Below are 22,882 nucleotides of genomic sequence, written 5' to 3'. Positions count from 1 at the left end.
TATTTTCATGATTAATCACGAAAATTATTAAACTGGAAAGGTTGGCCTAAATTACCTCCACGCACTAATGCCATGACAGATTGTAAGTCATCACGCGCTTTCCCCGTTACTCGTACTTGGTCGCCTTGCACTTGGGCTTGAACTTTCAATTTGCTATCTTTGATAAGTTTCACGATTTTCTTAGCAACAGCGGCATCAATACCTTGTTTGAAGGTCACTTCAACACTGTAAGTTTTTCCGCTGTGAACAATATCTTCAGGGACGTTCAATACCGCCCCATCAATACCACGCTTAGCCATTTTTTCTCTTAAAATATCCACTAATTGAAGCACTTGAAAGTCAGATTCACTGGTGATTTTAACCGACTCACTTTTGTCATTTAACTCAAAGCTGGCCTCGACATTTTTAAAATCCCAACGACTCGTTAACTCACGCTGCGCATTTTCTACCGCATTACGAACTTCACTCATTTCAACTTCAGATACAATATCAAATGATGGCATAGCTAAAACCTCTACCAATAAATTTTTAGGTTATGTGCATAATAACGTCTTTACTTACCCCACTTCAAGTTATCGGAGGTATGCGCAGCTTCACTAACTACAATTACGCTCATTAAAAGGTTATACTGAGAAGAAATCACTTACGCCTTACTGAGAATAAGACGTTAGAGATTATTCAAAGGGGAAACAATGAAAATAACCCTAATTGGTTGCGGTGCAATAGGCAAACTATGGCTGGCTTCACTCACTTTGCAAGGGCATGATGCTCAAGGCTGGCTGCGTGTTGCTCAACCTGATTTATTTGTTGATGTGAATAAACCAGATGGTCGTGTTTTTCGAGAATTACTCCCTTGTAATAATATTCAACACTTACAAGCGAGTGAACTCATTATTGTTTGTTTAAAGGCATGGCAAGTTTCTGATGCCCTGTTACCGCTGCTAAGTCATATTCCAGAAAATACCCCTATTTTATTATTGCATAATGGCATGGGGACTATTGAAGAACTGGCTCCATTACGCCATCCCATCTTAGCCGGTGTTACAACCCATGCGGCTTGGCAAGAAAATAACCAAGTATTTCATGTCGCAAATGGGATCACGCATATCGGTGCTATCAATTCCCAAGCACAAGTTTACTACGCTATAGCGGATATCTTACATGAAGCCCTACCTGATGTGGCTTGGCATAACAATATCCTAACCACTTGCTGGCGTAAATTGATTGCCAACTGTGTCATTAATCCGTTAACGGTAGAACATAACTGTAAAAATGGCGATTTAATTCAATATCCCTCTCAGATTTCACAGATTATTGATGAAATCACACAGGTCATGGCTGCTGAAGGGTTACATACGGATAAATCAGAACTGACAGAGTATATTTACGGCATTATTAGTAATACGGCCGATAACTATTCTTCTATGTTGCAAGATATACGGAACAACCGTCGTACGGAGATTGATTACATCACCGGTTTTTTAATCAAACAAGCACGAGCTCATGGGCTCAGCACCCCTGAAAATGATCGTCTTTATCATTTAGTCAAAAATAGAGAGCAACAACATGACGACTTCCGTTCTAATTTGCATCGCACATGGTAGTGAAGAAATTGAAGCAGTAACGACCGCAGATTTACTGGTTAGGGCTGGTATTGATGTCACTTTAGCCAGTGTGACGGATGACGGCTCATTGCACATTACAGCCTCTAGAGGGCTAAAAATAACCGCAGATGTCCCATTGATTAAAGTGGCTGATGAGCCTTTTGACGCTATCGTGTTGCCAGGTGGCGTGGTAGGGGCTGAAACATTTCGTGATAGCCCTCTGGTTGTCGAAAAAGTTCGTCGTATGCATCTGGATGGTAAAATTGTTGCGGCAATCTGTGCTGCACCAGCTCTTGTATTAGAACACCACCAACTATTTCCCCTTGGTAATATGACCTGCTACCCGTCAATGAAAAATAAAATTCCAGCGAGTAAATGGGTTGATCGCCGAGTTTACTTTGATGAACGAGTCAATTTGTTAACTAGCCAAGGGCCCGCGACTTCCTTTGATTTTGCATTAAAATTAGTTGAAATATTAGTCGGTCGTGAAATAGCAGGACAAGTGGCAGCTCAGTTAGTTTTACCGAATGGGATCAACGATTATTTAGAGGATTAAGCGCGAAAATATAACCACAGAAAATGAATGCAATCTTAAGATTAACATATTGAATAAAAAGAAATTAAAAACAAAAATGGCAGTAAAAAAACTTTGAACGCCCCCATTTTTTGCTATTATCAGCGACGGGTGCTTGGATCATTTTGGTTCAAGCATTTGCCAGAGCCAAAAAGACGAAAGCCCCGAATTTAGATGTTAATCTTAATCCGAGGCAGTCTCAAACCCAAACAATTTGATTCTGTCTCCTTTTAGAAAAGGAGTCAAGAGAAATGGCCAAAATTGCCCTGATGGGGTTAGTTACCCTATGTTTAACGGCACTGTGTTTTTCAGGGTTGATGCGTGAAAGGTTGTGCTCTTTCAGCATCAGCAGCGGAAATACGTTGGTCCAAGCGACCTTATCATGCGATAAGTAACCTTGTGTGGGAGACTACTCCCCCACATTTCTCTTTCTGTTGTGGGTTTGTGGTACAAGCACCCTACTTTAATTTATGGGCGATAAACCTTTATATTTTCATAACCTTGCTCTTTTAGATATAGCGCTTGTAAGCGACTCATTACCCCACGGTCACAATATAATAAGTAGGTTTTATCTTTTGGTAGGTCACCAAATTGTGTACTCAGTTTATAGAATGGGATATGTTTGATCTCCATTCCTTCAACAAACAATGGCTTATCTTCAAATTCATCAATTGAGCGAATATCTAAGATCACTTCGTTATCTGCTGACAATTCACTGACCATTTCAACTTCTGCAACTTGCTCACGACTTTCTTGTGCAATTTGGCGAATATCAATGTTTTGTGCTTGTTCAACCACCGACTCTAAGATACCAAAATCAAAATTAGCCTCTTCCGCTTCAATGCGTGCTTTAACGGCTTTCACCGTTGGACTTTTTGAAATGACACCACAATACTCAGGCATCGTTTTCGCAAAATCTTCAGTCCCAATTTGGCGAGCTAATTTAATGATGTGTTCTTTATCGTGAGAAATCAAAGGCCTCAATACTAGCGTATCAGAAGCATTATCAATAAGGCGTAAGTTAGTTAAGGTTTGGCTTGATACCTGACCCAATGCTTCTCCGGTGACAATCGCTTGGACACCATAACGTTCAGCAACTTTAGACGCGGCACGAACCATCATACGTTTCAGTACAACGCCCATTTGACCGTCATCGACCTTTTCTAAAATTTCAGCCACGACAGGTTCAAAGTTAACCGCAATAAACCGGACTTTATGCGAGCTACCGAAACGATTCCATAAATAGTGAGCAATTTGTTTTACCCCGATTTCATGGGCTGCGCCACCTAAATTAAAGAAGCAATAGTGAACACGGCAGCCACGGCGCATCAACATATAGCTAGAAACACCAGAGTCAAACCCACCGGAAATCAAGGATAATACATCTTCTTGTGTGCCAATCGGGAAGCCCCCAATACCTTCAATACGGGCTTTGACTAAAATGAGCTTGTCATCTTCAATTTCTAAATGGACTGTCGTATCAGGATCTTTGAGTTTTACTTTTGCTGAGGCAATATGTTGATTTAGACCACCACCAATATAACGCTCAGCTTCAATAGAAGAGAACTCGTGTTTTCCACGACGTTTTACACGTACACAAAACGTTTTATTTTCTAATGACTCACCGTAAGCTTCGTGAGCCATTTCAAAAATATGATGCAAACTGGTAAACGGTTTTTCTTCCACTTCAAGAATATGATGAATGCCGGGGATACGCCCTAGCATGTCACAAATTTCGTCGTGTTTCGTCTCCCCTTTCACACGCACTTCAATGTTATCCCAATTACGGACAACCGAAATTTCTTCGCCAAGTGGTTTTAGCACGTTACGGATATTACTGGTTAAAATTTTAATGAAACGTAGCCTAACAGTTTGGCTTTTGATTGTAATTTCTGGGAATAACTTAATGATAAACTTCATAATAGCTGCATGTTCATGGTTGTTGGGGCAAACGAGTGTACCTTAACAATGAGACAGATACACGTTACCAATTGTCAATAAAGAGGCGTATTATAACACTATCTTGCGGAGTGAATCTAAAAACACCAATAATAAATTGTAACCGTAGCAAGACTACGTTAGTCTGCTCAATATTTAAAATCCCCCTGAATTAATAGATTTAACATTAGTGGCTAAACAACATGGCTAAAGAAAAATCACAAAAAACTTCGACTGTTAGTTTTGAAAACTCACTTCAAGAGCTAGAGCAAATCGTTGCTCGCTTAGAATCAGGTGAACTTCCTCTAGAAGAGGCACTTAATGAGTTTGAACGTGGCGTTCAAATTGCCAAACAAGGCCAAAAAGTTCTGCAACAAGCAGAACAACGTGTACAAGTCTTGCTTAGCGATGATGAAAATAAACCTCTTGCCGATTTTTCACCTGATACTGAATAAATTATGTCTGAACAACATCTAGATCGTTTTGCGTTGCAACAAAAGCAGGCTTATGACAGGGTCAATCAATATCTTTTGGATGCGTTAAATGCACTGCCTTTTGCAGAGCTTCCCTTAGCTAATGCCATGCGTTATGGCGCACTATTAGGTGGTAAGCGTTTACGTCCCTTTTTAACTTATACTGTTGGCGCCATGTTAGGCGTTCGCCAAGAAAACCTTGATGCTCCTGCTTCTGCAGTGGAATGTATCCACGCATATTCATTGATTCACGATGATTTACCAGCAATGGACAACGATGACTTGCGTCGAGGACAACCAACTTGCCACATTAAATATGGTGAAGGAAATGCGGTTTTAGCCGGAGATGCCTTACAAACTCTTGCGTTTCAATTACTTTCTTCAGCACAGATGCCAGACGTCAGCGATAAAGACCGTATCGCGATGATCGCTGAATTATCTTATGCAAGTGGGCTTGCAGGTATGTGTGGTGGCCAAGCACTTGATTTAGAAGCAGAAGGAAAGCACGTTAACTTAGCCTCCCTTGAACGCATCCACCAACACAAGACAGGCGCCCTTATTCGTGCCGCTATTCGTCTTGGTGCGTATGCCGCTGGCGAAAAAGGTCACCAATTATTGCCAGCTTTAGACAAGTATGCACAATCAATCGGGCTTGCCTTTCAAGTTCAAGACGATATCCTTGACGTCATTGGTGACAGTACCATCACAGGAAAACGTCAAGGCGCTGACGCTGAGCACGAAAAAAGTACTTATCCCTCTCTACTAGGCCTTGAAGCGGCGCAGGAAAAAGCGCGTGAGTTGTATCATGATGCAATCAGTGCTTTAGAGACGATCCAATCACATGGGTATAATATAGACATGCTAAGTGATTTAGCTAATTTTATTATTGAACGTAAAAGCTGACAATATGCTTTGCCTTTTAGCAGTAAGAAGGTCGATAATTACGTTATTTATTATCCAGATGATTCTTCAAATCATTCCTATAGCACAGAAAAATAGATAGATTAACTCTTAATCATTTGCGCTATAGGAAAAGGTAAACGAAGGCAACCCAGCAGCACAGGATTTAACTGTGTTCTTGTTAACAATAGCCGCTTAGTTATTGTGTTGGGTTTTTTATTAATTATAAGTGAGCACCTAATGAGTATTGATATCGCTAAATATCCAACGCTAGCACTCGCGGAGACACCCGATGAGCTTCGTCTGTTGCCAAAAGAAAGCTTACCAAAGCTTTGTGATGAGCTCAGACAATTTTTACTTAGTAGCGTTGGTCGTTCTAGCGGTCACTTTGCCTCTGGTCTCGGTGCGGTTGAACTCACCGTTGCCTTACATTACGTCTACAAAACACCGTTCGATAACCTTGTTTGGGATGTAGGGCACCAAGCCTACCCACACAAAATCTTAACGGGTCGTCGTGACCGTATCGATACAATTCGCCAGAAAAATGGTTTACATCCTTTCCCATGGCGTGGTGAAAGTGAGTATGACATTTTAAGCGTTGGCCATTCCTCAACATCCATTAGTGCCGGTTTAGGCATGGCCATCGCCGCAGAAAAAGAAAAACAAAACCGTAAAACTGTTTGCGTGATTGGTGATGGCGCAATTACTGCAGGGATGGCATTTGAAGCGATGAACCATGCCGGAGACGCAGCACCCGACATGTTAGTTGTGCTTAACGACAATGAAATGTCTATTTCTGAAAATGTGGGTGCACTGAACAACCACTTGGCACACATTCTGTCTGGCAAACTGTACACGACATTACGTGAAGGGGGTAAAAAAGTTTTCTCTAACTTACCACCTATTAAAGAACTACTGAAGAAAACAGAAGAACATATCAAAGGCATGGTTGTACCTGGAACCATGTTTGAAGAGTTAGGTTTTAACTATATTGGCCCTGTCGATGGGCATGATGTGGTTGCCTTAGTTCAAACGCTTAAAAATATGCGTGACTTAAAAGGGCCACAATTTTTACATATCATGACTAAAAAAGGTCGTGGGTATGAGCCGGCAGAAAAAGACCCAATCAGTTGGCATGCTGTGCCAAAATTCGATCCAAGCACTTTTACTTTACCTAAAAGCAAGGAAACAGGGCCGACTTTCTCTAAAATTTTTGGTGACTGGCTATGTGAAGAAGCCCAAAATGATGACAAATTAATGGCTATCACACCAGCGATGCGTGAAGGCTCGGGTATGGTTCGCTTCTCTAAAGAGTATCCTGAGCAATACTTCGACGTCGCGATTGCAGAACAACACGCAGTCACCTTTGCGGCAGGTCTTGCTATTGGGGGCTATAAGCCTATCGTCGCTATCTATTCAACTTTTTTACAACGTGGCTATGACCAAGTTATCCATGACGTTGCTATCCAGAAAGTACCTGTCATGTTTGCTATTGACCGAGCAGGTATTGTCGGAGCCGATGGGCAAACCCACCAAGGCTCGTTTGATATCTCATTCCTTCGCTGCATACCCACGATGGTTATCATGACACCAAGTGATGAAAATGAATGCCGCCAAATGCTGCACACGGGCTATCATTATCAAGAAGGCCCTAGTGCAGTCCGTTATCCACGCGGAACAGGGATAGGTGCAGCGTTACAACCTTTAGTACCGCTAGAAATTGGTAAAGGGGTTGTCCGCCGCCAAGGTGAAAAAATCGCTATCTTGTGTTTTGGAACGTTACTTAACCATGCATTAGAAGCAGCAGAGCAATTAAATGCTACCGTAGTGGATATGCGTTTTGTAAAACCATTAGATGAAGCATTGATCCTTGAAATGGCCAATAGCCATGATGTCCTCGTCACATTGGAAGAAAATGCCATCATGGGTGGTGCTGGCAGCGGTGTAAATGAGTTCCTCATGCAAGAGAAGAAAATCATCCCAACTCTCAACCTAGGCTTACCTGATTATTTTATTTCTCAAGGTAGCCAAGAGGAGATAATCGCTGATTTGGGATTAGATGCTGTTGGGATTATTAATTCAATTAATAACTATTTAGCTAAATAGTCCATTAGCCCGTAAGGCATGACATAAATACGGTAATGCCTTACGGAATAATAAAACTAATCTCTATCAGTTGATTTTCACATACACCAAAACTGTGTTTTAATCTCTTTTCTTCTTTCATTTCAAATACCGATTTTATATATCTCTTTTTTCACATATTACGTATATTTTTATATCATTATAATCAATTATAAAACCAAATATAATCAGCTTATATACAATGTTTTTTATTTATTTACCCAAAAATAGAACATAAACAAAATATTTATCTTGAATGTAAATTATTAAAATAAAAACATGCAAATCATTTTTAAATACATTAATATAAACTATACCACTGTATGACTACGTAACTTATACGTAACTTAGGCTCTAGCTTATAATCGTTGGTTGCTACATTAGACATGATGATTATTATTCTTTATACATCAAAGAATAATAAACTCATTAATAATAACCATATAGTTTTAACAATTTTAACCTTGCTTTAATGATTAATTATTTTGTTTTCTTTATTTAAAAACCAGAAAACAAATAAACGCTACTCTAACTAAAATTTACATATGGTTTCTCTTTATTTAGTCAATTTTAATAAATAGATTTTGGGAGCGCTTATGTGTGGACAATATATTAATGAGCCCTTGTATTTATCCATCGCTAATTGGGTAATGAAACAAGAGCGCTGGATTACCGCCAGAGAAATATCCAATAATTTTGATATCCCGCATCCTAATGCTATCAATATTGTTTCTTATATTCTATCTGACGTAGCTGAAATTCAATGTGAAGTTAAGATGATTCCGAATAAATTATCGGGCCGTGGCTGCCAATGCCAAAGGTTAATCAAAGTGACCAAAATTGATAATCAACTTTATTCGCGACTCAGAAACCATCAATCTGAGAAAGTCACGATAGCCTCCCCGGTGAAGACGCCCTCTTTGCCTCCAAGAGATTTGAATAGAGAGCAAAAATGGCAATGGATGCTATCAAAGTCACAACGCCGTTAACTTTTATTGTTATAACAATAAAAACGCAGGATTAGGCCTGCGTTAAGATCGCTGAATAAACCAAAGCAAAATTAATATTATAATTTTAAAAATATATTAGTTATGGCATGATAATAATCTACAGAAAAATAAATCTGTTCAGTATTATTACTTACCCAAGAGAGAAATGTTTACTGAATATTGGATTTAGTTAAAGGATTGCTAGGAAAACGTAGCTTTCATAGCAGAATATGGACGCAATTTATCACTTATAATCAATATGAAAAATAAATTATTTCTAATCCCGCTATTATTAATAGCGTCAAGCCATGCATATTCAGCTCCAGAGCTAAATGATAATATTTTTGAGAAAACGAAAATATTGGCGCAACATGGCAATATTAAGGCTCAAAATCAACTTGGGGCCATGTATTTCAACGGCACTGAGTCCAAACAAGACTATGTACAAGCAATGGAGTGGATTCAAAAAGCCGCTGAACAAGGGTATGACGTAGCACAAAACAATCTTGGAGTAATTTATTTTCAAGGTTTAGGAACCCAGCAGAGTGACACACTGGCAAAGGGCTGGTTTCAGAAATCAGCTGAACAGGGGTATGCACAAGCTCAATATAATCTGGGAATAATGTATAAGGAAGGAAAAGGAACCAATAAGGATCTCACTCAGGCAAAAGAGTGGTTTCAACAAGCAGCCGATAAAGGCAATCTTGACGCTCAGAGCCAACTCGGAGAAATGTACTTAAAAGGTAACGGAACCCAGAAGGACTATGCCCTCGCCTTAAAATGGCTCCAAAATGCCGCTAACAACAATATTGCAAATGCACAATTTAATCTTGCACTTATGTATTTAGACGGCTTGGGAATTGAACAAAATCATCAAGAAGCGCTGCAATGGTTTCAAAAAGCCTCTGAACAAGGAAATACTTCTGCTCAATATAATTTGGGGCTAATGTACCAAAATGGATTAGGCACGCCCCGCGACATTTCTCTAGCAAAGAAATGGTATCTAAAATCTGCACAACAAGGGCATGCACCATCTCAAAATAATCTAGGACTCATCTATACTCAAGGAACTGAAAAACAACGAAACTACACCGCTGCCAGAGAACTATTTCAAAGCGCGGCAGAACAAAACTATGTCTTAGCACAATATAATCTTGGCTTGATGTATAAAGACGGAAATGGCGGCGTTAAAAATAATGAGATGGCAATAAAATGGCTAAAAAAGGCAGCCGAACAAAATTATTCAAAAGCACAATATAATCTTGGAGTACTGTACCAAGATAAACAGAATAACCAGCAAAATTATACCCTAGCAAAAGAGTATTATCAAAAAGCCGCTGAACAAAACTATGCTCCTGCACAAAACCAATTGGCATTATTATACCTAAAAGGAATGGGTACAACGCAGAATTACCTCCTCGCAAAAGAATGGTTTCTCAAAGCTGCTGAACAAAATAATGTATCGGCACAATTTAATCTCGGTATGATGTATAAGAATGGTGATGGTGTTGAAAAAAATGGAAAAGTGGCTCAAGAGTGGCTTCTCAAAGCTGCTGAACAAAATAATGCATCGGCACAATTTAATCTCGGTATGATGTATAAGAATGGCGATGGTGTTGAAAAAAATGGAAAAGTGGCTCAAGAATGGTTTCTCAAAGCTGCCGAACAAAATAATGCTTCAGCACAATTTAATCTCGGTATGATGTATAAGAATGGTGATGGTGTTGAAAAAAATGAAAAAGCAGCTCAAGAATGGTTTCAAAAAGTTGAGCAGCAAAAAGCACATTAACCTCATTTTTTCCCACTAATCACTGCCAATGATGAAAACGCCCAGTTAAAAGCTAGGCGTTCAAACAACTCATTAATCCTTTTTTTATTACAGACCTTTCGATTTAACATCCGTTGTTCCCATAAGCCTAGGTCGCTCCTGCTCCATTTCTGCTAAAGGTAACGTTTCATGTAAACCTTGGCGGTAGCGAATGGCTAAGTCTTGATATTCTTTCGTATTCAGCTGCTTCCAATGTAGTTCTTCCTCACGAATTTGGCGTGTAAAACGCGCGGGGCTGCCAACTAGCAATTGGCGAGCTTCACCTTGAAAGCCTGCTTTAACAAAGCTCATCGCCGCAACAATACTTTGTTCGCCAATCACGGCTCCATCCATGACCACACTGTTCATTCCCACTAAAGCATCACGACCAATAATACATCCGTGTAAAATAGCGCCGTGGCCTATGTGTCCGCATTCGTGGACAATAGTTTCTACATCACTATAGCCATGCATAATGCAGCAGTCCTGAATATTTGCGCCTTTTTCGATGATCAATCGCCCATAGTCACCACGTAAAGAGGCGTTAGGCCCAACAAACACGCCTTCACCGATAATAACATCACCAATCACTACCGCTGATGGATGTACATATGCGGTAGGATGAACAACTGGGATCACCCCTTCAAAAGCGTAAAAACTCAAAATTCACCTCGCTGCTAGCTTAACTAGCGCCCTTTCCAGTTTGGAGAACGTTTTTCGGCAAACGCCAACGGACCTTCTGTTGCATCTTCGGAGTGTAAAACCGCAGGGTAATTTGTCAGCGCACCGCTGCGCATAAGTTTATACCCCTCTTCAACAGTGAGTTCCCCTGTCGCCCGAAAAATTTCTTTCAATGCAGCAACAGCAAGCGGTGCACTTTGCGTGATGTGTGCCGCCAGCTCACGCGCTTTGTCCATTAAGTTTTCAATGGGCACAACATCGTTAGCTATTCCCCAACGTAATGCTTCCTGCGCATCCATTCGTCTACCTGTCATCACCATTTCGTTCACGATTGGCGCCGGAAGAATCTTTGGTAAGCGTAAGACTCCGCCACTATCAGGCACAATGCCTAGCTGAGCCTCTGGTAAAGCAAAGCTGGCATTTTCAGAACAAATAATCATATCTGCCGCTAAAGCCAACTCGAAACCGCCTCCAAACGCATAACCATTTACAGCTGCAATGACAGGCTTGTTTAGATTGAAAATTTCAGTAAGCCCTGCAAATCCCCCCGGGCCAAAATCAGCATCTGGGGCTTCACCTTCTGCGGCAGATTTTAAATCCCAACCCGCAGAGAAGAACCGTTCTCCCGCACCGGTGATAATTGCAACCCTTAAGGATGGATCATCACGAAAGTTGAGGAAAACGTCGCCCATTTTGAAACTGGTTTTCGCATCAATTGCATTCGCTTTAGGTCTATCAAGTACGATTTCTAAAATGGAGCCATTGCGGGTAACTTTTAATGATTCACTCATAGTGCAATCCTTTAGTTATCATGCGTTGACGTCTTGGTTATAAATAGCTACAACCAAAACGTTTACGTAATTAATGGAATTTATTCGATTATTTCAGATGTTTTTTCAGCACTTTCCCAGAACAGTTACGCGGTAAATCCTTACGAACTTCAACCCATGATGGCACTTTAAATTTCGCCATTTGCTTTTCACAAAAGGCGAAAAACTCTTCCTGCGTTAAGGTTTCCCCCTCTTCTAACACAATAAAAGCTTTAATTGCTTCATCACGAATTTCATCAGCAACACCTATCACCGCTACGTCAACGATAGCCGGATGCGAAGCTATGATATTTTCAATCTCACTACACGAAACGTTTTCACCGCCTCGTTTGATCATGTTCATGCTTCTATCCACAAAGTAGAAAAAGCCATCTTCATCTTGATAAGCAAAGTCTCCGGTGTGCATCCAGCCTTGCTTATCAAAAACTTTCTCCGTCGCATCGGGGTTGTTGTAGTACTCTTTAAATAAAGTTTTACCACGCTCACCTTTAACACAAAGCTCGCCCATCACTCCTGCGGCAACAGGCTGGTTATTTTTATCCCTAATTTGCGCTTTATAACAAAAACCAGGGCGACCAATAGATGGCCAGCGACGGATGTCTCCTGGCCTATCGCCAATCAAGCCGACAATGGTTTCAGTCATACCATATGAAGTCAGGAAGCTTTTCACGCCAAAACGAGCCATAAATTGTTCTTTTTCTTCATCACTCAAATTGAGATAAAACATCGCTTCACGTAAACAATGGTCTTTTTCGTTATCCGCCAGAGGTTGACTTAATAACGTGCGGATCATCATTGGAATTAACTCAACTACCGTCGCTCGATGTTTCACAACTTGTTGCCAAAAACGTCTTGCACTGTACCTTTCGAGTAATACGAAAGTTGCCCCCACCGAAAAGGCGGCCATAGATACCGTGCATTGGCAATCAATATGAAAAACAGGCATGACGGTCAGATAAACATCATCTGAGCGCAGTGTGTTCTGCCAAGAAGAGTAGTACCCCGCAAAACGTAAGTTATAGTGGGTAATAATGACCCCTTTTGGTTTTGAGGTCGTGCCTGAGGTAAATAAAATTTCTGCGGTATCATCAACGCTTAGCTCAACGAACTGCGTTAACTTAATTGGCTGTTGCGCCTGCTCCAGCAAAAAGTCCGAAATCCCGTTTTGTTGTTTAACGAGGGTATCTGAAATTAAAAAAATATGTTCAAGGCTGGTACTTTCATCATCAAGTACACGTTGATAAATATCTAAAAAAGTCGCACAAGTCACAACCATCCGTGGTTGGCAGTTTTGCATGATCCAAGCGGCTTCATTGTATTTATAACGCGCATTAACAGGGACCATAATCGCCCCAATTTTTGCCAAGCCAAACCAGCAAAAGAAAAACTCAGGGCAATTATCTAAATGTAAAGCAACCTTATCCCCTTTTTGTATGCCATAAGCTAAAAAGAGATTTGCTGTGCGATTAATCTGTTCATTCATCTCTACATAGCTGAATTGACGAACACTTCCATCGCAGGATTCAAAGATAAGCGCCTTATTATTACCGTGGGTTAACGCTAAATCATCCCACATTTGACGCAAATTTTGTTTACCGATTACATCCATTAATTATTTCCCATCATTTCCTTAATGAATATTCAGGCCAATGGATTAATTGATCTGAATATTCATTCAATTAATCCACTATTTTGGCCAGCCCTTTGTCGACTAACCCCCGAATATCTGTTTCGCTATACCCAATATTTTTCAATATGTCACTGGTATCCATACCGTGTGATGGCATACCGCGCCATATTTGGCCCGGATTATTTTTGAATTTTGGCATGATATTTGGACCACGACATGTGCGTCCATCCATTGTCTGCCAACTGGTGATCGACTCTCTAGCGACATATTGTGGGTTAGTTTCTAACTCAGGGATCGTTAAGACTTTCGCACTAGCAATATTCAGCTCAGCTAATCTTGCTAATACCTCATCAATCGAGCGAGCCCCTAGCCATTCATCTAATTTTTCTTCCACTAAAGGCCCATAAGGACATTCAACTCGGTGAATAAGCTGAGTACCTTCGGGTATTTCAGGTGTTCCTAATAAATGGGCAAGACCAATGTCTTTAAATATTTCTTGTATTTGTGTGATACCGACGATTTCCATCACGATATAACCATCATTACAGCGATAAAGTCCACAACCTGCGTAGTATGGGTCCTTCCCTTTGGTCATACGTGGGCAAACTTCGCCACCATTGAAGTAATCCATCATGAAGTATCGCCCCATACGCAACATCACTTCATACATTGCCACATCAATACTTTCCCCTTTTCCTGTTTCACGCGCTTTATACAATGCCGCGAGCGCCGCCGTTGTGGCCGTCATACCCGAAAAATAATCTGCAGTGTAAGGGAAGGCTGGCATAGGCTGGTCTATATCACCATTTTGGATAAGATAACCACTGAAAGCCTGTGCAATAGTATTGTAGGCTGCTAGGTTGGTATATTGGGGGTCGCCGTACTGCCCGAAGCCTGATAAGTGAGCGATAACCAGTTTTGGGTTATGTTCCCAAAGCACTTCATCGGTGATCCCTCTTCGGGCAAATGCAGGTCCTTTACTGGCTTCAATGAATATATCCGTTGTTTCCATTAGTTTTAGAAACGCTTCACGTCCTTCATCCTTAAAGATATTCAATGATAATGCACGTAGGTTACGTCTTGATAATTGAGGGTAATTAGGTTGAACACGAATAGTATCCGCCCACGCGACGTTCTCTATCCAAATGACTTCTGCGCCCCATTCTGCAAACATTTGTCCCGCAAATGGGCCTGCAATTTCAATCCCCGAAAATACCACCCTGACCCCAGCTAATGGGCCAAATTCAGGCATGGGTAAATGCTCTGCCATGTTCTCGTCTCCTGTGAAACTTAGCTGTCCCTCCAAAGAAGGCCAGCCAATAAACATTCAGTTATTAGCGGTACTGTTTCAGTACACTGCGACCTAGTGTCAGTATTTGCATTTCATCTGAGCCACCAGATACGCGATCAACGCGTAAATCACGCCAGAAACGTGCAATTCGATGCTCGCCGGCAATTCCGACACCGCCGAGTACTTGCATCGCAGAATCTACGACTTCAAATGCCGCATTTGCACAGAAGTATTTACACATCGCTGCATCACCCGAGGTGATCAATCCGTTGTCACTCTTCCACGCAGTTTCATATAACATGTTGCGCATTGAATTGAGCTTGATCGCCATATGTGCAAATTTTTCCTGAATTAATTGGTAACGACCAATAGCTTCCCCAAATTGAACACGCTGATTTGCATAACGAGCTGCGTCTTCAAACGCGCACATTGCCGTACCGTAGTTAGTCAGAGCCACAAGGAAACGCTCGTGGTCAAACTCTTCTTTCACACGGTTAAAACCATTGCCTTCACGACCGAACATGTCTTTTTCATCAAGTTCAACATTATCGAACGTGATTTCACAGCAGCTATCCATACGTAGACCCAATTTCTCAAGTTTGTTCACCTTGATACCGGGTTTGGTCATATCCAAGAACCATTCAGTAAAGACAGGTTTATCTGGCGAATCTGCATCTCGGCTCATCACAACGATATACGGTGTATAGGCACTACTGGTGATAAAGCATTTGCTCCCATTGAGATAAACTTTGCCATTGCGACGTTGGTAAGTAGTTTGCAAGCTACCGACGTCAGAACCAGCCCCCGGCTCAGTAATCGCAGAGTTCCACATTTGTTTACCCGTGCCACGGAACGCCATAATTTTATCAATTTGCTCTTGAGTCCCTTCCCTCAGTACCGTGTTAAATCCCCCCGGCAATTGGTACAGCACGTAAGTTGGCGCACCCAAACGACCTAATTCCATCCATACTGCGGCTACCGTAATGAATCCTGCATTTAAACCACCGTGTTCTTCTGGGATCAGCAGGTTATCGATTTCCATGTCCGCTAAGGCTTTTACAAAACGCTCAGGATATTGGCTGTCGCGGTCACATTGTGCGAAATAGCTTTCCCAATTTTCACTGGCCATCAGTTCACGTATCCCAGCGACAAACAGCTCCTGCTCATCATTCAATCTAAAATCCATATCAATAACCTCTTACATGTTGTTTTTGAATAAATTAGTCATTTTTCCAATGCACTTTGGCATCTTTAATAAATGAAAGCGTTACCATGATGTTGACGAAAAAAAGTGGGCATCCTCCGGCAATTATCGCGGTTTGGATTGGTTTTAATCCGCCGAGTGCCAGCAATACAATGCCGATAACACCGACTAAGACAGACCAACCGATACGCACTAACAATGGAGGTTCATCGCCATCTTTCACTGCGCGACAAGTCGACATAGCGAGAGTGTATGAACAAGCATTAATCAGTGTGACCGTGGCGATAAAGCAGAGGATGAAGAAGCCCCAAATTGTTACAGTGCTCAAAGGTAAGGCAGCCCATGTCTCAATGATGGCGCGTGCAACGCCGAATTCTTCAATTAGTTTGGGAACATTAATAATGTTTTGGTCAACAAGTTGGAGTGTGTTACTGCCTAAAATAGTCCAAATTAACGTTGTTCCCGCGGTTAGACCTGCCACCATCCCAATACACAACTCACGGACAGTGCGCCCCTTCGAAATACGTGCGAGGAAGATACACATTTGAATGGCATAGATAACCCACCATGCCCAGTAAAATACGGTCCAGCTCTGTGGGAAACCACTATTACCAACCGCATCTGTATAGAACAGCATACGTGGCATATACATCAGTAGGACACCGATAGAATCGGTAAAATAGTTAACAATAAAGCTAGCGCCACCGACGATAAATACCCATCCCAACATCAAGAAACTGAGATAACTACGCACGTCACTGGCAATTTTCACCCCTTTTTGCAGGCCGAAAGCCACGCAAATCGCATTTAGGATGATCCAGCAGAAAATAATGATGGCATCGAGTTGTAAAGTATGCGGAATACCAAATAAATATTGAATACATTCAGTAACTAACGGTGTTGCTAATCCTAGACTGGTTCCCATTGCTAATATCAACGCAACGAGATAGAAGTTATCAACAATAGTACCAAACCAACCGTTTACTCGTTTTTCTCCGACCAGAGGAACTAGTGTGCTACTTGGACGAATAACATCCATTTTGCGAACAAAAAAGAAATAACCGAATGCGACAGATAAGAAGCTATAGGTTGCCCATGGTAATGGTCCCCAGTGGAACAAACTATATGCGAGCCCGATATTTTTGGCCTCATTTGAATAAGGTTCAAAGCCAAAAGGCGGCGCAGAAACGTAATAATAGATTTCAATCGACCCCCAAAACAGGACTGCGGCCGAGGTACAAGATGCGAACATCATAAAAATCCAGCTCGCTCGGCTAAATTCAGGCTTCTCTTCTCCTAAACGTTTTTTGGCATAAGGTCCTAAAATCAACCAAAACCAGCCACCAAACATCACAACCATGTACCATTCAAATGCCCAACCCCACACATTAGTGACATAGCTGAAGACTTGGTTGATAACTTCATTCGAAGCATCAAGGTCACGGACAGTTAGCCAACACAATAGTCCAACAATGATCAACGGTGGAAAAAAAACCTTTGGTTCTATTCCACCTTTTTTATTTTCTTTGCTCATAGTTCGATCCCAATTTATTATTTAATATATAAGCTTTCAGAGCAGATATTATTTAACACCTCATCACTTATTTATTATTAAACCCTATAAAACCCTATAAACTTAATTACGCATTAATCACACAAAACCTCACAAACTTAATTACGTATTAATCCAATCACTATTCAAATCATGTCGGCTAGTCATTAACAATTCTGTTATTAAGGTCACAATATTATTCGTGATAAATATTTGTTATTATTTTCTTGAGTTGAAAATGAAAAAATAATCAACAAATACATAATGATATAATATTGTGTAACGCTAATGTTATTAAATACATTCAGTATTGGTGATTAGGATAGCAATATTGAAAATTTAGTTGATAAGTTGATGATTTTTACAGTATTGGTGATTAGTGTATCAGTATGAATATTTAAACTGTCTTTATTTTAAGGTTTTCAATATTGGTGACTTAGGTTTTATTTTTAAATTACTAGTTCATGATAATTATATAATCCGAAACCAAAGCGGATCATCTTTATTAATTATATTTTAGGAGATGTAATGAATATTATTACATGTTATAAATCTGTTCCCGATGAACAAGATATTATTGTCAATAGCTCAGATGGTTCTTTAGATTTTTCACGTGCCGATAACAAAATTAGTCAATATGATTTAAATGCGATTGAAGCCGCTAACCTAATTAAAGCACAACACGCTGACAGTAAAGTGGTTGCATTAAGTGTCGGTGGTACAGCACTGACTAATATGAAAGCACGTAAAGACGTTTTATCTCGTGGCCCAGAAGAACTTGTGGTTGTTATTGATGACCAACTCGAACACGCATTACCACATCAAACAGCTATAGCCTTAAGCTGTGCGGCTAAAAAAGTCGGTTTTGATTTAATTATTTGTGGTGATGGTTCAGCTGATTTAAACGCACAACAAGTCAGTATTTTAATGGGTGAAGCACTGCAAGTTCCCGCTATCAATGGTGTGAAGAATATCGTTTCAATAACCGCTGACACAGTGATTGTAGAACGTGAGCTAGAAGATGAAATTGAAACACTATCCATGTCATTACCTGCCATTATCGCCGTTACCTCCGATATTAACGTTCCCGTTATCCCATCAATGAAAGCAATTTTAGGCGCTGCGAAAAAACCGGTTCAAGCATGGACTATGGCTGATATTGGTTTAGATAACATTGCCACACTGTCTGCGCAATCTATCGCAGCACCTAAGCAAAAAGTCCGCCAGCGCATCATCATTGAAGGTGACGGCGAAGACCAAATTGCACAATTTGCGGAAAATTTAAGAAAAATTATTTAATCGGAGGCGTTATGAGCAAATTATCAACCGTTTGGGTATTTAGTGACATGACTTCTCGCTTACCTGAACTTATCGGTGGCGCACTCTCGCTTGGAGAGCAAGTCAATGTATTCGCACTTGATGACGGACAAAGTTCACAAGCTTTCCAACTTGGTGCAACCCAAGTTTTTCAACTCGCAGGTAAGCCTGACGACCGGATTATTGAAGATTATGCGGACACTATCGTTTCAACCATCAAGCAACATGGCGATAACGGTTTATTGCTGCTACCTAACACCCGTAGGGGTAAGTTACTAGCAGCACGTTTAGGAGCAAGGCTGCAAGCTGCCGTTTCTAACGATGCGGCCACAATTACAGTCGAATCAGGAAAACCTGTTATTAAACATATGGTTTACGGTGGTCTCGCCTTTGGTCAAGAAACCTTAGAGAGCTCATTTTCAATTGCCACACTCGCAACAGGTACATTTGACGCAGCACAAAGTGATGCATCACGCAGCGGTACGGCTCAAGCTGTCCAATGGGTCGAACCAAAACAATCTATTGTACGTACCTCGGTTCAGCAAAAAGCAGGTAATTCCGTTGAATTAGATAAAGCACGGCTGGTGGTCAGTGTGGGTCGTGGGATCGGTAGCCAAGAAAACATCACGCTCGCTAAAGCATTGGCAGATGCGATTGGTGCTGAAATTGCCTGTTCACGCCCAGTTGCAGAAAACGAAAAATGGATGGAGCATGAGCGCTACGTTGGGATCTCCAATTTGATGATAAAACCAGAGTTATATCTCGCTGTCGGGATCTCAGGTCAGATCCAACATATGGTTGGCGCAAATGGTGCCCAAACTATCGTGGCCATTAACAAAGACAAAAATGCCCCTATTTTCCAATTCGCAGACTATGGGATCGTTGGAGATTTATTCAAAATCCTCCCTGTACTTACTCAACAGCTGGCTAAATAAACCAAATAACAGTGGGGCTTTAACCTCACTGCTTAGTGATCTTTGGAGAAACTATGTCCGATGATATTTTTGATGCAATCATTGTAGGTGCAGGCCTAGCAGGTTCGGTTGCTGCACTGGTACTTGCCCGTGAAGGTGCTCAAGTTCTCCTAATTGAACGAGGAAACTACGCAGGCGGTAAAAACGTAACAGGAGGGCGAATGTATGCTCACAGCTTAGAGCGCATTATTCCTGGTTTTACCCAAGAAGCACCAATCGAACGGATGATTACCCGCGAAAAACTGTCATTTATGACAGAAACAGGGGCGGTAACTGTTGATTTCCAAAATTCAGCAGAACAAAAACCAGAAGAAACCTCTTGGTCAGTACTACGTGGAAAGCTCGACCCCTGGTTAGTCGAACAAGCTGAAAATGCCGGAGCACAATGTATCACAGGTATTCGTGTTGATAGGCTAGTCGAACAGGATGGTAAAGTTGTTGGTGTCGAAGCCGATGGCGATGTGCTTGAAGCTAAAGTCGTTATCCTCGCTGATGGAGTGAATTCCCTACTTGCTGAACAGCTTGGCATGGCAAAACGTGTCAATGCAGAACATGTCGCCGTTGGTGTAAAAGAACTTATTGAACTCCCAAAAGATGTCTTAACGAACCGTTTTAACCTTAAAGAAAAAGAAGGCGTCGCTTGGTTATTTGCAGGCGCTCCTACCGATGGCCTAATGGGTGGAGGATTTCTATACACCAATGAAGATACCATTTCGTTAGGCTTAGTTTGCGGTTTACACCACATAAAAGACGCCAAAAACTCTGTTCCTCAAATGTTAGAAAATTTTAAAAATCACCCGACCATCGCACCACTGATTGAAGGTGGGAAAATGATCGAATATGCCGCGCACGTCGTCCCTGAAGCCGGTCTAAAAATGCAATCTGAGCTGGTACGCGATGGCGTTTTAATTGCCGGTGATGCTGCGGGTATGTGTATGAATTTAGGCTTTACCATTCGCGGAATGGACTTAGCGGTAGCTTCGGGTGAAGCCGCAGCAAATGCGGTACTTAATGCATTGAAAAATGAAGATTTTAGTCAAAAAGGGTTAAGTGAATACCTTAATTCGCTCAATACCGGTCCTCTTCGTGACATGAAAATGTATCAAAAAATGCCTGAATTTTTGGATAATCCACGCATGTTCGGAGCATATCCAGAAATGGCGGTAGATATTGCGAAAAAGCTATTCACAATTTCAGATGAAGCTCCTGTCCCGCTACGTAAAACCATGTTACAGCACGCGAAAAAAGTGGGCTTTATGAATTTGCTCAAGGATGGAATTAAAGGAGTCAGAGCAATATGAGTAATCCAGTCAATGTTGATGTCAAACTCGGCATTAATAAATTTAATGTCGATGAAGAAAACCCACATATTGTTGTGAAAGAGCATCCAGATATGCAAGTGCTCGAAACATTAACCAAAGCCTGCCCTGCGGGTTTATATAAAAAACAAGAAGATGGAACAATTCGTTTCGATTATGCAGGCTGCCTTGAATGCGGAACTTGCCGTATTCTAGGCCTAGATAGTGCATTAGAAAAATGGGAATACCCACGTGGCACATTTGGCGTTGAATTTCGTTACGGCTGATTATTTCGCATTACTCTCGAAGTGAAATGCTTCGAGAGCTTTTGAGCGTTAATTTGCGCTGCTTAGGGACACATACATAATGAAACCAAAAAGTTTTGATGACATTCAATTTTCTTCCGTTCATCGGCGGATCATGCTGTGGGGTAGCGGAGGGCCTTTTCTGGATGGTTATGTATTAGTCCTGATTGGCGTTGCTTTAGAGCAGCTTACCCCTCTATTAAGCTTAAGCAGCGAATGGGTTGGCTTACTCGGTGCAGCCACATTAGCCGGCCTCTTCATAGGAACCTCACTATTCGGTTATATCTGTGACCAAGTAGGTCGCCGTAAAATGTTCTTAATTGACATCGTTGCGATCGGCGTCATTTCTGTTGCAACCATGTTTGTCTCAACACCGATGGAGCTGCTTATCATGCGGTTCTTAATCGGAATTGTAATAGGCGCAGACTACCCAATTGCCACATCAATGATCACTGAATTTTCCAATACCAAACAACGTGCATTTGCAGTCGGATTTATTGCCGCTATGTGGTATATCGGTGCCACCTGTGCCAATCTCGTTGGTTATATGCTTTATGACATTCAAGATGGCTGGCGTTGGATGCTCGGCAGTGCAGTTCTCCCCTGCATAGTCATTTTAATCGGTCGCTTTGATTTACCGGAATCCCCACTTTGGCTTATTCGCAACGGTCGAGTCAAAGAATGTGAAAACATGATGGAAAAGTTGTTTGGTCAGCCTGTAGTCTTTGAAGCCGAAGATCAAGAGAAAACACATTTCCTACAGCTATTCAATAAACGACATTTCTCTTTTGTCATATTTACCGCCATTATTTGGACTTGCCAAGTGATCCCAATGTTCGCTATCTATACCTTTGGCCCGCAAATTGTTGGTCAATTGGGCTGGGATCAAGGGAAAAATGCGGCTCTAGGAAACGTCGTTATCAGCTTATTCTTTATGTTAGGTTGCGTTCCCGCCATGTATTGGCTAAATAAAATGGGAAGGCGACCACTTCTTATTGGCAGTTTTGCTTTGATGACGCTTGCATTAGCAGTACTAGGATTCTTCTCTAACCTCGGTATTTGCCTCGTGATTATCATGTTTGGTATTTACGCATTTTTCTCTGGGGGGCCGGGGATATTGCAGTGGCTTTACCCTAATGAGCTGTTTCCAACGGATATTCGCGCATCTGCCGTTGGCGTGATCATGTCTATCAGCCGTATTGGCACCATTTTCTCAACGTGGGCATTACCCTTGTTTATCACTCAATACGGGGTCAGCGCAGCAGTACTAATGGGAGCCGGTGTTTCGTTAGTAGGCCTGATAGTTTCTATTCTATTTGCACCAGAAACCAAAGGATTAACCTTAGCACAAACCTCTGTAATGGGGATTCGGCGCAAAACATGACGCGTCG

Annotated in this window: 21 protein-coding genes; 13 read left to right on the top strand and 8 right to left on the bottom strand. The window is 41.4% G+C overall.

Features of this window, described 5'->3' with window-relative positions; genetic code table 11:
- Positions 1 to 11: 11 nt before the first annotated feature.
- A complete protein-coding gene (locus ACLPIE_RS08270; RefSeq protein WP_430261047.1) occupies positions 12 to 503 on the bottom strand; it encodes a YajQ family cyclic di-GMP-binding protein in 492 nt (163 codons plus the stop codon).
- A 189-nt stretch (positions 504 to 692) separates the two neighbouring features.
- Between ACLPIE_RS08270 and panE the strand changes: the two genes are divergently transcribed.
- From panE to ACLPIE_RS08255, 3 genes are all read left to right on the top strand, one after another.
- A complete protein-coding gene (panE, locus tag ACLPIE_RS08265; protein WP_430261046.1) occupies positions 693 to 1,604 on the top strand; it encodes a 2-dehydropantoate 2-reductase in 912 nt (303 codons plus the stop codon).
- Positions 1,567 to 2,160: a protein deglycase YajL gene (gene yajL, locus ACLPIE_RS08260; protein ID WP_430261045.1), complete on the top strand. Its 594-nt coding sequence runs from the start codon at positions 1,567 to 1,569 to the stop codon at positions 2,158 to 2,160. Before panE ends, yajL begins: the two co-directional genes overlap by 38 nt.
- A 269-nt stretch (positions 2,161 to 2,429) precedes the next feature.
- Entirely contained in the window at positions 2,430 to 2,573 is a 144-nt protein-coding gene (locus ACLPIE_RS08255) for a Hok/Gef family protein (RefSeq protein WP_430261044.1), read from the top strand.
- Positions 2,574 to 2,646: 73 nt separating this feature from the next.
- Here the strand turns inward: ACLPIE_RS08255 and thiI are convergent, their stop codons facing one another.
- The gene (thiI, locus tag ACLPIE_RS08250; RefSeq protein WP_430261043.1) at positions 2,647 to 4,098 is read right to left on the bottom strand and encodes a tRNA uracil 4-sulfurtransferase ThiI; all 1,452 of its coding nucleotides are present in this window, start codon (positions 4,096 to 4,098) and stop codon (positions 2,647 to 2,649) included.
- Positions 4,099 to 4,319: 221 nt separating this feature from the next.
- Here thiI and xseB point away from each other — a divergent pair, with 221 nt between their 5' ends.
- From xseB to ACLPIE_RS08225, 5 genes are all read left to right on the top strand, one after another.
- Positions 4,320 to 4,571: an exodeoxyribonuclease VII small subunit gene (gene xseB / locus ACLPIE_RS08245; RefSeq protein ID WP_430261042.1), complete on the top strand. Its 252-nt coding sequence runs from the start codon at positions 4,320 to 4,322 to the stop codon at positions 4,569 to 4,571.
- 3 nt (positions 4,572 to 4,574) lie between these two features.
- Complete coding sequence (gene ispA / locus ACLPIE_RS08240) at positions 4,575 to 5,492, top strand: (2E,6E)-farnesyl diphosphate synthase (protein ID WP_430261041.1); 918 nt, start codon at positions 4,575 to 4,577, stop codon at positions 5,490 to 5,492.
- Positions 5,493 to 5,729: 237 nt separating this feature from the next.
- Positions 5,730 to 7,595, top strand: coding sequence for a 1-deoxy-D-xylulose-5-phosphate synthase (gene dxs, locus ACLPIE_RS08235; RefSeq protein WP_430261040.1), 1,866 nt, complete (start codon positions 5,730 to 5,732; stop codon positions 7,593 to 7,595).
- A 614-nt stretch (positions 7,596 to 8,209) separates the two neighbouring features.
- Positions 8,210 to 8,602, top strand: coding sequence for a carnitine metabolism transcriptional regulator CaiF (caiF, locus tag ACLPIE_RS08230; RefSeq protein WP_430261039.1), 393 nt, complete (start codon positions 8,210 to 8,212; stop codon positions 8,600 to 8,602).
- Between the two features lie 259 nt (positions 8,603 to 8,861).
- A complete protein-coding gene (locus ACLPIE_RS08225; protein ID WP_430261038.1) occupies positions 8,862 to 10,391 on the top strand; it encodes an SEL1-like repeat protein in 1,530 nt (509 codons plus the stop codon).
- 87 nt (positions 10,392 to 10,478) lie between these two features.
- Here ACLPIE_RS08225 and caiE read toward each other — a convergent pair whose 3' ends face one another.
- From caiE to caiT, 6 genes are all read right to left on the bottom strand, one after another.
- Complete coding sequence (gene caiE, locus ACLPIE_RS08220; protein WP_430261037.1) at positions 10,479 to 11,072, bottom strand: carnitine operon protein CaiE; 594 nt, start codon at positions 11,070 to 11,072, stop codon at positions 10,479 to 10,481.
- Between the two features lie 23 nt (positions 11,073 to 11,095).
- The gene (gene caiD, locus ACLPIE_RS08215) at positions 11,096 to 11,881 is read right to left on the bottom strand and encodes a crotonobetainyl-CoA hydratase (RefSeq protein ID WP_430261036.1); all 786 of its coding nucleotides are present in this window, start codon (positions 11,879 to 11,881) and stop codon (positions 11,096 to 11,098) included.
- 88 nt (positions 11,882 to 11,969) lie between these two features.
- Positions 11,970 to 13,529, bottom strand: coding sequence for a crotonobetaine/carnitine-CoA ligase (caiC, locus tag ACLPIE_RS08210; RefSeq protein WP_430261035.1), 1,560 nt, complete (start codon positions 13,527 to 13,529; stop codon positions 11,970 to 11,972).
- A 70-nt stretch (positions 13,530 to 13,599) separates the two neighbouring features.
- Positions 13,600 to 14,820, bottom strand: coding sequence for an L-carnitine CoA-transferase (gene caiB, locus ACLPIE_RS08205; protein WP_430261034.1), 1,221 nt, complete (start codon positions 14,818 to 14,820; stop codon positions 13,600 to 13,602).
- Positions 14,821 to 14,884: 64 nt separating this feature from the next.
- Positions 14,885 to 16,027, bottom strand: coding sequence for a crotonobetainyl-CoA dehydrogenase (gene caiA, locus ACLPIE_RS08200; RefSeq protein ID WP_430261033.1), 1,143 nt, complete (start codon positions 16,025 to 16,027; stop codon positions 14,885 to 14,887).
- 34 nt (positions 16,028 to 16,061) lie between these two features.
- Positions 16,062 to 17,579, bottom strand: a complete 1,518-nt coding sequence (gene caiT / locus ACLPIE_RS08195) for an L-carnitine/gamma-butyrobetaine antiporter (protein WP_430261032.1) — start codon at positions 17,577 to 17,579, stop codon at positions 16,062 to 16,064.
- 546 nt (positions 17,580 to 18,125) lie between these two features.
- On the opposite strand from caiT, the gene fixA reads away from it, so the two are divergent.
- The 5 genes from fixA to ACLPIE_RS08170 all read left to right on the top strand — a co-directional run bounded on the left by fixA (position 18,126) and on the right by ACLPIE_RS08170 (position 22,875).
- On the top strand, positions 18,126 to 18,896 hold the full coding sequence (gene fixA, locus ACLPIE_RS08190; protein ID WP_430261031.1) for a putative electron transfer flavoprotein FixA: 771 nt from the start codon (positions 18,126 to 18,128) through the stop codon (positions 18,894 to 18,896).
- An 11-nt stretch (positions 18,897 to 18,907) separates the two neighbouring features.
- A complete protein-coding gene (locus ACLPIE_RS08185; RefSeq protein ID WP_430261030.1) occupies positions 18,908 to 19,849 on the top strand; it encodes an FAD-binding protein in 942 nt (313 codons plus the stop codon).
- A 53-nt stretch (positions 19,850 to 19,902) separates the two neighbouring features.
- The gene (fixC, locus tag ACLPIE_RS08180; RefSeq protein WP_430261029.1) at positions 19,903 to 21,189 is read left to right on the top strand and encodes an FAD-dependent oxidoreductase FixC; all 1,287 of its coding nucleotides are present in this window, start codon (positions 19,903 to 19,905) and stop codon (positions 21,187 to 21,189) included.
- Positions 21,186 to 21,473 carry a ferredoxin-like protein FixX gene (gene fixX, locus ACLPIE_RS08175; RefSeq protein WP_430261028.1) on the top strand — a complete coding sequence of 96 codons (288 nt, stop codon included), beginning with the start codon at positions 21,186 to 21,188 and terminating at the stop codon, positions 21,471 to 21,473. The genes fixC and fixX overlap by 4 nt, the downstream gene beginning before the upstream one ends.
- Before the next feature lie 79 nt (positions 21,474 to 21,552).
- The gene (locus ACLPIE_RS08170) at positions 21,553 to 22,875 is read left to right on the top strand and encodes an MFS transporter (protein ID WP_430261027.1); all 1,323 of its coding nucleotides are present in this window, start codon (positions 21,553 to 21,555) and stop codon (positions 22,873 to 22,875) included.
- The last annotated feature ends 7 nt before the right edge of the window (positions 22,876 to 22,882 follow it).

The sequence above is a fragment of the Providencia sp. Me31A genome, assembly GCF_050487165.1.
Lineage (GTDB): Bacteria > Pseudomonadota > Gammaproteobacteria > Enterobacterales > Enterobacteriaceae > Providencia.
This window is presented reverse-complemented; position numbering and strand designations above follow the sequence as displayed.

Bases quoted from the DNA above. Each gene is read 5' to 3' on its own strand.
- ACLPIE_RS08170 (WP_430261027.1), top strand. From the start codon at position 21,553: ATGAAACCAAAAAGTTTTGATGACATTCAATTTTCTTCCGTTCATCGG.
- thiI (WP_430261043.1), bottom strand. From the start codon at position 4,098: ATGAAGTTTATCATTAAGTTATTCCCAGAAATTACAATCAAAAGCCAA.
- caiD (WP_430261036.1), bottom strand. From the start codon at position 11,881: ATGAGTGAATCATTAAAAGTTACCCGCAATGGCTCCATTTTAGAAATC.
- caiA (WP_430261033.1), bottom strand. From the start codon at position 16,027: ATGGATTTTAGATTGAATGATGAGCAGGAGCTGTTTGTCGCTGGGATA.
- ACLPIE_RS08255 (WP_430261044.1), top strand. From the start codon at position 2,430: ATGGCCAAAATTGCCCTGATGGGGTTAGTTACCCTATGTTTAACGGCA.
- caiF (WP_430261039.1), top strand. From the start codon at position 8,210: ATGTGTGGACAATATATTAATGAGCCCTTGTATTTATCCATCGCTAAT.
- fixA (WP_430261031.1), top strand. From the start codon at position 18,126: ATGAATATTATTACATGTTATAAATCTGTTCCCGATGAACAAGATATT.
- ACLPIE_RS08225 (WP_430261038.1), top strand. From the start codon at position 8,862: ATGAAAAATAAATTATTTCTAATCCCGCTATTATTAATAGCGTCAAGC.
- ispA (WP_430261041.1), top strand. From the start codon at position 4,575: ATGTCTGAACAACATCTAGATCGTTTTGCGTTGCAACAAAAGCAGGCT.
- ACLPIE_RS08185 (WP_430261030.1), top strand. From the start codon at position 18,908: ATGAGCAAATTATCAACCGTTTGGGTATTTAGTGACATGACTTCTCGC.
- caiT (WP_430261032.1), bottom strand. From the start codon at position 17,579: ATGAGCAAAGAAAATAAAAAAGGTGGAATAGAACCAAAGGTTTTTTTT.
- caiB (WP_430261034.1), bottom strand. From the start codon at position 14,820: ATGGCAGAGCATTTACCCATGCCTGAATTTGGCCCATTAGCTGGGGTC.
- fixC (WP_430261029.1), top strand. From the start codon at position 19,903: ATGTCCGATGATATTTTTGATGCAATCATTGTAGGTGCAGGCCTAGCA.
- fixX (WP_430261028.1), top strand. From the start codon at position 21,186: ATGAGTAATCCAGTCAATGTTGATGTCAAACTCGGCATTAATAAATTT.
- xseB (WP_430261042.1), top strand. From the start codon at position 4,320: ATGGCTAAAGAAAAATCACAAAAAACTTCGACTGTTAGTTTTGAAAAC.
- yajL (WP_430261045.1), top strand. From the start codon at position 1,567: ATGACGACTTCCGTTCTAATTTGCATCGCACATGGTAGTGAAGAAATT.
- ACLPIE_RS08270 (WP_430261047.1), bottom strand. From the start codon at position 503: ATGCCATCATTTGATATTGTATCTGAAGTTGAAATGAGTGAAGTTCGT.
- caiC (WP_430261035.1), bottom strand. From the start codon at position 13,529: ATGGATGTAATCGGTAAACAAAATTTGCGTCAAATGTGGGATGATTTA.
- dxs (WP_430261040.1), top strand. From the start codon at position 5,730: ATGAGTATTGATATCGCTAAATATCCAACGCTAGCACTCGCGGAGACA.
- panE (WP_430261046.1), top strand. From the start codon at position 693: ATGAAAATAACCCTAATTGGTTGCGGTGCAATAGGCAAACTATGGCTG.